Below are 12587 nucleotides of genomic sequence, written 5' to 3' on the forward strand. Positions count from 1 at the left end.
TTGGAGTTTTACAGTGGCCAGCGCTGGAGATAAACTTAAAAGCTGGTATGAGAAAGTTAACCCAATAAATAAATCAGTCAATTCTAATTATTAAGTTGGAAGAGTACTAGTGACATACTAGGTAGGTGTGCTTAGAAGAAACCAGTGGGGAAGGTGCTAAGTATATTAAGTGTATATTTGTACAGCAAAGGCAAATATGTCTATCCGTTTATACACCATCTTAGCTTATGAACTCTACAGCACTCGTGCCGATCGTGGTACACTCACTCACGTTTTATAAACGAACTCCGGCTTTTTCTTTTGCACTCAGTGCATAAATAAAAGCTGGCCTGTTAGCCGCTGTTCTCGTCTACAATTACCCGTTTGATTCGGCAGTAAAGTCGTAAGGAAAAGTTCGCTTTTTCCCCGGGCCTATCTATAATCGATCGTTCAGGTAAACCGTAGATCAGCTGTTCTGTCGATCGATGGATTTCCATGGATCAACGGACTTAGATCAGACTGCAACACTGCCTGCATACTGGATTTATTATCATTCTGCCAATCGCCCGATAGGGTGACAGGTGAGGTATGTAAAGTCCACAACTCTATATAACCAATTGGTTCGAGTGCGCCCGTACAAGTATGTGCGTGTCCCTGACTTGTTGTGCCCGATTTTAATGCCATTGCCAATTCACCAAATACATCTTCCACCTCAATAAAGCCTTCATGAAAACTGCAAATCCCACCATTCGGTTGCTTGCTTATGGGTTGTGCCTGGCAACAGCACTGTACAACTGTAAGTCGAAGGATGTCGATTCGCTGACGCCGTTCACGTACGTGTTTCCCGGCATCACGGCAACGAAACTTCCTACGGTGACACCAACGGCTCCGGCGGCTGTTTCCGTAACCGCAGCTACCGTCACGTCGTCTACGGCTGCCGCTGCCGTTAGCGCGGGTCTGGCAGGTCTGAACGCCAGCAGCACGACCGTACCGGCCGTAGTAACGCAGGCGGCCACCGATGTGAACAAAGCCATTTCAGCCCAGGCTGCTGCCCAACTCTCGGCCAGCTTCACCCCCGAAGTCATCAACACGATGGTTACCACGGGCGCTTTGCCGGCCGATCTGAAAGCACAGCTGGCAACGCTGAGCAGTAACCCGGCCCTAAAAGCCTATCTGCCTACCTTTACCCTGCCTACCGTAGACGGCAAAGCCATTGGCGGACGTCTGGGTGCTGTAGCGGCCGTAACGATCGTAGGAGCACTGGCCGCTGCCAATGCTACCCTCGACGACGACGCCTGCAAAGCCGCTGCCAACACGGCCTACAACACGGCACTGACGACGCTGAAAGCCGATCAGGCCAGTCAGACAGCCGTGATCAATGCCGCCTTCACCGCCCTTCAAACAAGTATTACCGCCGAAAGTGCTCCCTGCAAAGCGGGTGTACCAGCGAAGTATGCGCCCCTGCGTTCGGTTACCCAACAGGCGTTCACGAGCGGGATGGCCAACCTGGATGCCAACAAAGCCTTGCTGGGCGAAACGTTCTATACGGCTCTTCGCCTGCTCTACCTGGCCGCTCTGTCTGACGCCAACACCCTGTTTACGAAACTGGAAGCCGCTGAAGTAAGCGCCTGTGATGCGGTCGGAGCAGCCAAACTGGCGAAAGCCCAGGCTGCCCGCGATGGTGACCTGAGCAAGATCAACGGGAACTACAATGCCGCTCTGGGAACGCTGAATGCCGGTCTGGCCAAAGCAGTTGCCAGTTGCCACAATCAGGGGAATGGCGGCTGATCTGATCTGTAGATGACATTGTTTGGTTTAAACCCATCGGAACTAGTACTATGAAACTGAATACCCTCTTTATATCCCTGGCTGCCCTCGCTGGCAGTCTGCTTGCCGGTCCTGCCGAAACGCTGGCCCAGGTTAACCTCAAGAGCATCAGCGTGGGAGCCAGCTACTGGAAACCATCGCTCGACTACTGGAACGAACGGTCCGGGCTGCTCGACTACAACGCCGGTAAAGGTGCTACGTTCTCCGGCGCTGTCATGCCCTCCGCAGCCATTGAAGTAGGCCTTACCAAAGGGCTCTCGGTAGGCGGACGGGTTGGCTACTGGAAAAGCTCGGTGGCGGGCGATGTGACCACTGGCGGCATAACCCGCTCCGAAACGCTGGACCTGTCAATCATCCCTGTTTCGCTGGATCTGAAATATACGTTCGCTCCGTCGGCTCCATCGAGTACAACCGCCACGGCGACCGATGAACCCAAAACACCATTCCTGACACCCTACATCGGGCTGAGCGTTGCGCGCTATTTTATCAGCAATGACTTCTCCCGGCAGGTTACCGGCGCTAGTGGTTCCCTGAGCGAAACCCAGGCGGGTAGCAATACGGGCCTGCAGGTGTTCGTGGGTGCCGAGAAAAAACTGGTGAAGAAACTGTTCCTGGCGCTCGATGTCCGGTACCACCTGGGCAGCTATAACCAGGTCGTACGGACGGAGACAAGCAGCACCACTGAAAAGGTGAGCCTGAGCGGTCTTGAAGCTGGCCTGTCACTGAAATTTAAACTGAACTAGGCTCTATCGGCTGGCCGCTGTTGGGGAACCACGGCCAGCTTTAGTCAGACAGTATACGGCCCCGCTTTCATTTCGTAAACTAACCGCACTAAGCAGATTTTGCCTTAGCATGGGAGACGTATATACTATACCGTTCGTAAATTTGAGCCTGATACGCCCGTTTATTATGCGGTCGTTACTGGGGATGATGCTGCTGGGCATCGGACTTCCGGCGCGGCTGTATGGACAGGTAAACGTATCGGGTAAAGCGGGACTGCTGTATATACCGTCGGCCGAGCTTACGGAAGACGGCACATTTTCAATTGGCTACACCTATAACCCACCGGACTATGCTTTCCGGTTCAATAAAAAGAATTCGGAAAGCATTTGTTTTGTCAACCTGGTGCTGCTGCCCCGGCTGGAAGTGAACCTGAATCTGCTGATGCCGAACGGCCCTATTGGATTTTCGGGCAGGGGCATTGGCGACCGGCAGGTCGATCTGAAATACGTGGTGCTGACCGAAGGCAAGATACGGCCCTCGGTGGCAGTGATTCTGTCGGCCCCTTTCGGGATCGACAATTCGCTCATTACCAACGCACTCGTAGCTACCCGGCATGTCGTCCTGTCGAAGTCGGTAACGGCGGTCATTACGGCGGGTATGGGCAGCCCCTATTCGATTTACCGGGCCAGCGTGAAGAACGACAGGAACGAAGACATCTTTTCGGGCTATTCGCTGCGGGATAAACGGAAATTGCCGTACCACTACCTCTCGGGCCCGTTTGGCGGGGTCAAGCTGACGGTAGTGCAAACGGGCGGGCTCATGGTCGAGTGGGATTCCCAGCACCTGAACGTGGGGGCATATGCCCGGTTGTTCAAGCGCTGGACCATTCAGGCGGGGCTGCTCAACGGCGATCAGCTGACAGTCGGTACGTCGTATGCCGTACCGCTGCTTCGAACCCCTAAACGAACCGGAACGAAGTCATGAAGCGGGGAGGAGAGCGGATGAGGAGAGCGATACAATACGGATGGTGGGCGTTGCTTGGGCTATATGGCCTGCTGGCAATGCCGCACGAAAGCGATGCCCAGCCCCGAAACGGCTTGCAACCCTTCGAGAACCTGTCGGTCGACAGTGCGCAGCATCGCGTATCCTACGAGCAGCGGCTGTACCGGAATCCAATGACGGGCCTGCTGAAGCTGGCTGCGCTGCTGGAGAAACAGGGTATCAACGAGTTCGTGCCGCTCGTGCAGGGCATACCCATTGCCAGCTATCGGCTGGATAATACGCTGACGACAACCCGGCTCTCCCGTCAGGAGCGCCGGGCCTGGGCCAACGCGCATCCGTTCAGCGGGCGGGCCTACAAGTTCGATATTCGCCTGCAGCCGGAGTTCATTGCGCAGTTCGGCTACCGCGAACGGACGGTGGAGAGTAAAACGAATCTGCTGGTGCAGAGTCAGCTCTATGTGAGCCGGGGGCTGGTGCTGAACTGGGGGGTGCTGGTGCCGCTGATCAACCACCTCGACAACCAGGCGCTGAACGTGCGGCTGGCCCCCACATTCCTGAACCAGTTTCTGGCCCTCGGCGGGTCCGATTTTCTGAGTCTGTCGGCGGGTCTGTTTTATAACGATCAGTACGGGATCAACGGGCAGTACCGGCATGCCGATCTAAACGGAAACTGGTCCTACGGCCTGGAAGCGAGTCTGACGGGGTTCTATTACTACCCCGAAAACGGCTTTTACCACCGCGCCATGAAGACGGTGATGGTGCTGGCCGATGTGGCCTACCGCTTTCCCCGCCAGGACGTAACGCTCAAGGCATCGGGGGGGCAGTTTTTGTTTAACGACCAGGGGGTACGCTTCGACCTGATCCGTCAGTTGGGGAACGTGGAAGTTGGTTTTTACGCCACGAAAACGGGGAACGGTGGAACGGGCGGGTTCAGCTTTGCCATCCCCATCCCGCCGGGCCGTATCGTCCAGACCCCACACGTCCGGGTGCGGAGCAGTGAGGAGTTCCGGTGGGAGTATGCCTACAGCCGGGGCTACAACATCGGGACCCGCTACCGCCTGGGTTATCAGCTGGATGCCCTGCTTCGGCAGTATCATCACAGCTATTTACAGAATCAGTATCGATAAGTAATGAACGTGTTTTTTATGATTGTTCGCAACAGGTGTGCCGGGTATTGGTTTTTGGGGTTGTGTGTGTGGATGTCTGGCTGCATCAACAGCAAAGAGCTGGTGCTGTACCAGAAGAGCGAAGGTGGCCGGGACACCATTGCGCTGCCCGCCCGCTATATCCCCGCCATCCGGGTAGGGGATGTGCTGTCGGTGCAGGTGAGCAGCCTCAGCCCCGAAGCAACGACCTTTTTTAACCCCTATGCCGCCATGACCGCCATGACGGGTACGGCCGGTATGCAGAACAATCCCACCACGCCCATTCCCTATACACCGGGCTATGTGGTCAGTGAAGAAGGGCAGATCGAACTGCCGCTGGTGGGGCGGCAGGCAGTGGTAGGGCTGACGAATAGCCAGGCCGCCGTGCAGATCCGGCAGAAACTGCTCGACTTCCTGAAGGAGCCAACGGTGAACGTCAGGAACCTGAACTTCCAGATCTCCATATCGGGCGAAGTGGCCCGCCCGGCGCTTTTCTCGATTCCCAACGAACATATCTCCCTGCCCGCAGCCCTGGGGCTGGCCGGCGACATCACCATCTACGGTCGGCGCGACAACGTGCTCATCATCCGCGAAGAGAATGGCCAGCGGATGTTTCATCATGTCGACCTGACCCAGCGGGACATATTCAAATCGCCCTACTTTTACCTCCATCCGAACGATATCGTGTATGTCGAACCCGGCAAGGCCCGCGTGGCCAATGCCGACCGTACCTACCAGCTGTTGCCCATTTTGCTAAGTGCTTTATCCGTCATCTCCATCATTGTCACCCGCCTTTAATCTGTACGAACATGGTCACGAATCCATACACCCCCTATCAAGCATACGAAGTAGAGCCCGAGCTGAACCTGCGGGCCATGCTCATGCGCTATGTTCGTAACTGGCCCTGGTTCGTGCTGTCGCTGCTGCTGGCCCTGGGTGCCGCCTATGTGTACCTGCTCTACCAGCCGCCCGGTTACCGGGTGAAAGCCAGCCTGCTCATCAAAGACGAGAAGAAAGGCATGGGGGGCGAAAGCATGATGAAAGAACTCGATCTGTTTACGCCCAGCAAAGTGGTGGAAAACGAAATCGAAATCCTGAAATCCTTTACCATCATGGACCGGGTCGTCACCAACCTGGGCCTCAACGTGCGGTACTATATCCCCACCAGCACGGTTAAGAAAGAGATATACGGCAAGTCGCCCATTCGCCTGCTGGTCGAGAAACCCGCCGAGCTGATGCCCGACGATGCCCTGGAAATCGCCTTTGTCGATGCCCGGACGGTGACATTGAACGGGGAGGCCTACCCCGTAAACCAGTCCATACAGACGCCCTACGGCCAGCTCCGCATCCTGACCCGTAAACCTTTGAGCGCCAAACTGGAACCGATGCTGGTGACGATGGGCGATCATATCGAAACGGCAGAAGGCTACCTGAATAACCTGACGGTTGAACCCATGACCAAACAGGCAACCGTACTTATGATGAGCCTGGATGAGGCCGTGCCCGACAAAGGCGTTGCCATCCTGAACCAGATCATCAACGAATACAACAAGGAAGCCGTTATCGACAAGAACAGGGAAGCGGGCAACACGCTCAGCTTTATCGAAAACCGGCTCGGCCTGATCTCGGGCGAACTGGCTACGGTGGAGAAAGAGGTAGAGCGGTATAAATCGACGCAGGGTATTACCGACCTGAGCGTGCAGGCCCAAACCTTCCTGACCACCGTGAAGGATAACGACAGCCAGCTCAATGAAGTCAACATCCGGCTTGGGGCGCTGGGTGACGTGGAGCGCTACCTGCAGCACCAGGGGGGCGAGCAGGGACTGGCCCCCGCTACCCTGGGACTTAGTGACCCGGTCCTGACGGGCCTGCTCGCCAAAGTGTCGGAGCTGGAACTGAAACGGGAAGAAGTGTCGCGGACCATCTCGCCGAACAACCCACTGGTTCAGTCGCTCGACAGCCAGCTTAAAACCCTGAAAGCCAATATCAACGAGAACGTCCAGACCATCCGGCAGCAGCTGACCAGCAACCGGGCGCAACTGGTAACGAACAACCAGCGTATGGAAGGCATGATCCGGACGGTGCCGGGTAAGGAACGGGCGCTGCTCAACATCACCCGCCAGCAGGCCATCAAAAACGGCCTCTATACCTACCTGCTGCAAAAGCGCGAAGAAACGGCCCTGTCGGCAGCCTCAGCCATCCCCGACAGCCGCACCGTCGATGCTGCCCGCGCCGGGAGCAAGCCGGTGAAGCCCGTCAAAATGATGGTATTTGGTATTTTCACGCTGCTGGGCCTGTTGATACCGATCGGGTTTCTGACGGCTAAGGATGCGCTCAACAACCGGGTGTTGCACCGGGCCGACGTGGAAGACGTGACCCAGGTACCTATTCTGGGCGAGGTGGTCCGCAGCCGCCAGCTCACCGCCGACAACCTGGTGTTCAAACCCCGCATGCAGTCTGTCATTGGCGAGCAGATCCGTACCCTGCGCACCAACCTTCATTTTCTCAGGAGCGACCCCGACACCCCGCAGGTGGTTTTGTTTACCTCCAGCATCAGTGGCGAAGGCAAGTCGTTCATCTCCCTGAACCTGGGGGCCAGCCTGGCGATGGTCGACAACCGGACGGTGATCCTGGAAATGGACATGCGGAAGCCCAAACTCCACCAGAGCCTGCACATGGAAAACAACAGGGGGCTGAGCAACTACCTCATTGGTGAGGCTACCCTCGATGAGCTCCTGCAGCCCATTCCCGGCTACGAGAACTACTTCATCATAACGGCGGGGCCGCTGCCGCCCAACCCGGCCGAGCTGCTGAGTTCGCCCCGGCTGGGCAAGCTGTTTGCCGAACTGAAAGAACGCTTCGATTACGTCCTGGTCGACTCCCCACCCGTGGGGCTGGTGACCGACTCGCAGCTGATTGCGCCCCATGCCGACGCGACCCTGTTCCTGGTGCGCCACGACCACACGCCCAAGAACTCCATCAAGATGGTGGACGTGATGTTCAAGGAGCAGCGTTTCCAGCGGCTGAGCATCATCCTGAACGGCGTGGGCGAAGGCGAATCGTACTACTACAACTATAGCTACGGCGATTACTATGGCGGCTCGGGCAAGAAAAACTGGCTGACCAAAGGCAACAACTAAGTGGTGCGCTGTCGCACCGAACCCGATTAAATACTCCTCCTCTTGATAATCTGTACCATAAACTTAATTGTATGCTTAGTCTCGACACACACTACAAGCCCCTGTATGTGTACTCGGAGCCGGGAACCCGGCGCAGAGTCACCTACCAGCACCTGGGGAAACGGGGATTCGACCTTTGCTTTTCGGTACTTGTGATCCTGTTCATTCTCTCCTGGATGATTCCGCTGGTGGGGATTCTAATCAAACTGGACTCACTCGGGCCAATATTCTTTATACAGAAACGTACGGGCTTTCAGGCGAACTGGTTCAACTGCCTGAAGTTCCGGACCATGACCCACGACCCCCACGCCCGGTTCAGGCAGGCGCAACGGCGCGACAACCGCGTGACCCGACTTGGTGGGTTTCTGCGCCGGACAAACCTGGATGAGATGCCGCAGTTCCTGAACGTGCTGCTGGGGCATATGAGCGTGATCGGTCCCCGGCCCCATGCCGTACAGCACGACGCCCTTTACTGGAAAGTGCTGCCCCGCTATGGAAGCCGGTACCGGACGAAGCCAGGCATTACGGGACTGGCGCAAGTGCGCGGCTGCCGGGGCGAAACAGACAAACTCATCAAGATGGCGCACCGCGTTAAGTTGGATCGCTTTTACAACCGGAAAAAATCGTTTTGGCTGGATATCAAAATTTGCTGGTGGACAGTGAAAGCAATGGTGAAAGGTGATGTGAACGCCCACTAACTGTTACTAAAAACTCAACGCTCTTTAAGTTATGCCCTGGTACGTTTTATACACGAAGTCGAGAAATGAAAAAGTCGTAGCCGAAAAATTACGCCTGCGAAATATTGATGTTTTCTGCCCGCTAATTAAAACAAAGCGAAAATGGTCCGACCGAGTCAAAATTGTAGAAGAACCGCTTTTTCGCTCTTATTGCTTCGTAAATCTGGAAGACCATCAGCGTGCGCAGGTATTTGACACACCCGGGATTGTTCGGTATCTGTACTGGTTAAACAAACCAGCCATTGTTCGAGACATGGAGATAGTGACTATTAAACACATGCTCAACGAGGTGGATCATGACCTGATTCAACTGGAAACTTTCTCACCAGCAAGTCAGGTAACTATAACGTCTGGTGCTTTTAAACATACAGAAGGCAGTGTAATTAACCAGCAGGGAAAAAATCTATCACTGTATATTAATTCACTGCAAATGGTTGTTAAGATTGACTTGTCAAAAAACCAAGTCTCGGTTTAGGTAAACTGCCGATACAACAACCACATGAATACTTTAGGTAGTAAGTGGTGGGTCTCAGAGGGGACTGAAAGGGCGGAGCCATAAGTAAAAGTAAACTTAGATAGATGCAAGCAGCAAATCGTGTAGCGAAAAATACGGGGATACTATATGCCCGTATGGCAATCACTGTCGGGCTTTCGCTGTATACGACCAGACTCGTACTGAATGCATTGGGTGTAAATGACTTCGGTATTTTCAACTTGGTGGGTGGTGCGGTAATGATGCTTACGTTTCTGAACAACTCGATGGCCGCAGCCACCCAGCGGTTTATGTCTTACACAGAAGGTAGTGGAGACCTTGAGAAATTAAAGACAATTTTCAACGTGAGCATCGTATCTCATCTGGCTGTGGGGGGAGTCGTTTTTATGCTTATGGAGCTGATTGGCTACATCTTATTCGATGGCGTATTATCTATACCCGCCGAACGTATCGAAGCCGCAAAGTGGGTTTATCAGTTTACGGTTGTAAGTACCTTAGTTACAATAATATCTGTCCCTTATGATGCGGTTATCAATGCTCATGAAAATATGTTATTCTATGGTATAATAGGGATATTAGAAGCGGTATTGAAACTAAGCATTGCCATTTATATCGCAAACTCAACACATGATCAGTTAATTACCTATGGTTTATTGATGGCTGTTTCAACGGTGTTTACCCTTTATATCAGAAGAATATACTGTCATAGACACTATAGTGAATGCGAGATTTATTTAAGAAAGCACTTCAGTAAACCCTTATTCAAGGAGATGACTTCATTTGCGGGTTGGTCCCTTCTCGGTTCGTCAACGAGTATGATTACAGGGTATGGTCAGGGAATACTGATAAACACGTTTTTTGGGACAAGTGTAAATGCTGCTCAGGCAATAGCGGGCCAGGTAAATGGGCAACTTGGGGCCTTTGGAAATACAATGCTCAAAGCGCTTAATCCGGTAATTGCAAAAAGTGAGGGAGCAGGCAATCGCGAATTGATGTTAAAGGCATCGGCCGTAGGTAATAAGGTGGCATTTTTCCTGCTAATGATATTTTATATACCAATGCTAGTTGAAGCACCATTCGTATTAAAGATATGGCTCGACAACGTACCGGATTATACGATTACTTTTTGCCAGTTGGCACTCATTCGAAGCCTTTTGGAACAACTAACGATAACGTTTAGCAGTTCAATATCTGCAGTAGGAAACATTAGAAAGTTTCAGATATATAGCTCGATTCTTGCTGCATCCCCATTGGTAATCACATATATATTTTTTAAATATGAATATCCGGTTTATGCGTTATATATAGTGTTAATTACTTATACTATAATGTCTTCGGTAGTTTTAATATATTTCACGCATAAATTGTGTGGATTGGTGATAGAAGAATATCTAAAAGATACCTTTTTGAGATGTATAGTATCGTTTATTATAGTTATATGCTGCGCTGGAATTATAACATATTCAATGAATGAAAGTTCAACTAGGTTTTTTCTAGTAGGATTAACAACAGTTCTCACATATTCTATTGCCGTCTACAAGATAGGATTCACAATTAATGAACGAGCACTTATAAGGAAGAATTTAAAATATGGCCCAATACTTACCGGGAAAGAACCCAAAACGATTTAGAGAGTACGAGATAAATGAATTAAAAAAATATTACATATTTATGAACACGTCTTATTTATATATAGGCTAATCGCCAATTTATTTAGTTTAAATATTGACAACTTTGTTTTCGCATAATTATCTATTTGCTAATAATTAAAGACTTTAATTTTATAGCTGCAATGAGAATTTTTTTTGTCAAACTATAAAACTTTGGCATGACATTTACCGTAAGAACAATGTGATTAAGCACCATGAAATATAATAATCTGATAAAAAAAATCAAAAACAAATTATGGTCTATATTGCTGAAAAAATGTAAATACAAAAATTTACATTTTAAACTGTATAAATCTTATTGGAACCTGCTGTTTAATAGTAGGATTAAAAACAATGATTCAAGGCAAAACTATTATAGTGCTATACCAAACAAAGGAGCGGGAATAGGACATCAAATGGCAAACTGGATTGCGGGATACTGGTACGCAAAACAATTTGACCTGAAATTTGCACATTCTCCTTTCTCAACAGAAGAATGGGAAAAGTTCTTAGGACTAGGGGAAAATGAGAACAGTGTAGACTATTTGATAAATACTAAAGGATATAAAAAAGTAAGACTGCCAATTTTTGATGAGTTTAAGCTAGATGAGATATCACTAGTAAAGAAAATAATAAAATCATATGGTAACCAAAAAATTGTATTTATTGCAGAGCAGGATCAAGGATATCGGGACCAATTTGGGGTGCAAAATGACATCAAACTTAAATTTTGCACTGCGGCATCTAGGAAAAAAGACGTGATAATATATGATAAAAGCAAATATAATATTGCAATTCATATTAGACGTGGTGATATTACAGTAGGACAAAAAAACAAACATTATAGTTTTCTAAAGCGATGGCAAGATAATTCTTATTTTGAAAATGTTTTAGACAACGCTTTACAGCATTTAAAGACCGACAAAGAGATTGCTATTTATGTATTTTCACAAGGAAACATTGATGACTTTAAAAATTTTGAGAAACACGAAAACATCATTTTCTGCCTAGATATGAGTGCGCAGCAATCTTTTCTACACATGGTAAACGCTGATCTGTTGATTACAAGCAAGAGTTCGTTTTCTTTCAAACCTGCGCTTTTAAGTAATGGAATAAAAATATGCCCAAAAGATTTCTGGCACGGATATCCTAAACAAAGTGATTGGATTTTAGCGGAAGAAGATGGCAAAATTAATACCAACTTAATTATTAAATAAATTTGAATTATATTAAAGGCACTGTCGGAAATGAACTTATACAAATCATATCAAAGAGTTATAAAAGCAGATTCATTGTTTGGACGTTCTGAAAAGAATGTAAACCTAAATGGACAAGAAGCATCAAATTTTATTAAAGAAAGGATATTAGAAGGTAGTCCACTAATGATATCAAGATTTGGTGCTAACGAAATTAACATTTTATTAAATTATTATTTAGTGAAAGATAATATGATTGGAAATTTATGTAATCTTGTAAGAGGAATTCCCTACGTTTTTAAATATAATAAAAAAATAGTGGAAAGTTTTTTAAACGGGGCTGGTTTTTTTTCAAATAAAAATACAAATTCTGAAATATCAAAATATTGCGAACTAATTCTAAAAGACCTTCATAAAATAGATATTCTTGGTTCTTGGCTAAGCCAAGAAAAATTTATATACCCATTGATGAAGCCGACCATTACAAGAGTTCGATTAAGAGACCTTTCACCTGTTACTAATCATGAAGATCCATGGACAGTGGCTTTAAGAAGGTGTTGGGGAATTATATTGGGGGTGTTGGTTTGATTCGTTGCAACATGATCTGAATGTTGGCTAAAAGCAGCCAACCAACCGAAGAAGATAGCGTGTACTCGT

11 protein-coding genes are annotated in these 12587 nt (G+C 49.5%); all 11 read left to right on the forward strand.

Annotation, left to right across the window (positions count from 1 at the left end; genetic code table 11):
- Positions 1-705 precede the first annotated feature (705 nt).
- The 11 genes from FH603_RS26535 (at position 706) to FH603_RS26585 (ending at position 12518) form a co-directional block, all read left to right on the forward strand.
- A complete protein-coding gene (locus tag FH603_RS26535) occupies positions 706-1767 on the forward strand; it encodes a hypothetical protein (RefSeq protein ID WP_186742069.1) in 1062 nt (353 codons plus the stop codon).
- Between the two features lie 50 nt (positions 1768-1817).
- Positions 1818-2549, forward strand: coding sequence for a hypothetical protein (locus tag FH603_RS26540; RefSeq protein ID WP_186742071.1), 732 nt, complete (start codon positions 1818-1820; stop codon positions 2547-2549).
- 166 nt (positions 2550-2715) lie between these two features.
- Positions 2716-3513, forward strand: a complete 798-nt coding sequence (locus FH603_RS26545) for a YjbH domain-containing protein (RefSeq protein WP_235985626.1) — start codon at positions 2716-2718, stop codon at positions 3511-3513.
- Entirely contained in the window at positions 3510-4658 is a 1149-nt protein-coding gene (locus tag FH603_RS26550) for a YjbH domain-containing protein (protein WP_235985625.1), read from the forward strand. The genes FH603_RS26545 and FH603_RS26550 overlap by 4 nt, the downstream gene beginning before the upstream one ends.
- Positions 4659-4661: 3 nt before the next feature.
- Positions 4662-5474, forward strand: coding sequence for a polysaccharide biosynthesis/export family protein (locus tag FH603_RS26555; protein WP_235985624.1), 813 nt, complete (start codon positions 4662-4664; stop codon positions 5472-5474).
- Between the two features lie 11 nt (positions 5475-5485).
- Positions 5486-7816 (forward strand): GumC family protein, encoded by a 2331-nt coding sequence (locus tag FH603_RS26560; RefSeq protein WP_186742083.1) that lies wholly within the window; start codon positions 5486-5488, stop codon positions 7814-7816.
- Between the two features lie 71 nt (positions 7817-7887).
- Positions 7888-8553, forward strand: a complete 666-nt coding sequence (locus tag FH603_RS26565) for a sugar transferase (RefSeq protein ID WP_186742085.1) — start codon at positions 7888-7890, stop codon at positions 8551-8553.
- A 31-nt stretch (positions 8554-8584) separates the two neighbouring features.
- The gene (locus tag FH603_RS26570; RefSeq protein ID WP_186742087.1) at positions 8585-9067 is read left to right on the forward strand and encodes a UpxY family transcription antiterminator; all 483 of its coding nucleotides are present in this window, start codon (positions 8585-8587) and stop codon (positions 9065-9067) included.
- A gap of 155 nt (positions 9068-9222) precedes the next feature.
- Positions 9223-10716, forward strand: coding sequence for an MATE family efflux transporter (locus FH603_RS26575; RefSeq protein ID WP_208493203.1), 1494 nt, complete (start codon positions 9223-9225; stop codon positions 10714-10716).
- A 233-nt stretch (positions 10717-10949) separates the two neighbouring features.
- A complete protein-coding gene (locus FH603_RS26580) occupies positions 10950-11951 on the forward strand; it encodes an alpha-1,2-fucosyltransferase (RefSeq protein ID WP_186742091.1) in 1002 nt (333 codons plus the stop codon).
- Positions 11952-11981: 30 nt separating this feature from the next.
- Positions 11982-12518, forward strand: coding sequence for a hypothetical protein (locus FH603_RS26585; protein ID WP_186742093.1), 537 nt, complete (start codon positions 11982-11984; stop codon positions 12516-12518).
- Positions 12519-12587 lie beyond the last annotated feature (69 nt).

The sequence above is a fragment of the Spirosoma utsteinense genome, assembly GCF_014282275.1.
In the GTDB taxonomy this organism is placed as follows: Bacteria; Bacteroidota; Bacteroidia; order Cytophagales; family Spirosomataceae; genus Spirosoma; species Spirosoma utsteinense.

Bases quoted from the DNA above. Each gene is read 5' to 3' on its own strand.
- FH603_RS26540 (WP_186742071.1), top strand. From the start codon at position 1,818: ATGAAACTGAATACCCTCTTTATATCCCTGGCTGCCCTCGCTGGCAGT.
- FH603_RS26580 (WP_186742091.1), top strand. From the start codon at position 10,950: ATGAAATATAATAATCTGATAAAAAAAATCAAAAACAAATTATGGTCT.
- FH603_RS26555 (WP_235985624.1), top strand. From the start codon at position 4,662: ATGAACGTGTTTTTTATGATTGTTCGCAACAGGTGTGCCGGGTATTGG.
- FH603_RS26560 (WP_186742083.1), top strand. From the start codon at position 5,486: ATGGTCACGAATCCATACACCCCCTATCAAGCATACGAAGTAGAGCCC.
- FH603_RS26535 (WP_186742069.1), top strand. From the start codon at position 706: ATGAAAACTGCAAATCCCACCATTCGGTTGCTTGCTTATGGGTTGTGC.
- FH603_RS26575 (WP_208493203.1), top strand. From the start codon at position 9,223: ATGGCAATCACTGTCGGGCTTTCGCTGTATACGACCAGACTCGTACTG.
- FH603_RS26550 (WP_235985625.1), top strand. From the start codon at position 3,510: ATGAAGCGGGGAGGAGAGCGGATGAGGAGAGCGATACAATACGGATGG.
- FH603_RS26585 (WP_186742093.1), top strand. From the start codon at position 11,982: ATGAACTTATACAAATCATATCAAAGAGTTATAAAAGCAGATTCATTG.
- FH603_RS26545 (WP_235985626.1), top strand. From the start codon at position 2,716: ATGCGGTCGTTACTGGGGATGATGCTGCTGGGCATCGGACTTCCGGCG.
- FH603_RS26565 (WP_186742085.1), top strand. From the start codon at position 7,888: ATGCTTAGTCTCGACACACACTACAAGCCCCTGTATGTGTACTCGGAG.
- FH603_RS26570 (WP_186742087.1), top strand. From the start codon at position 8,585: ATGCCCTGGTACGTTTTATACACGAAGTCGAGAAATGAAAAAGTCGTA.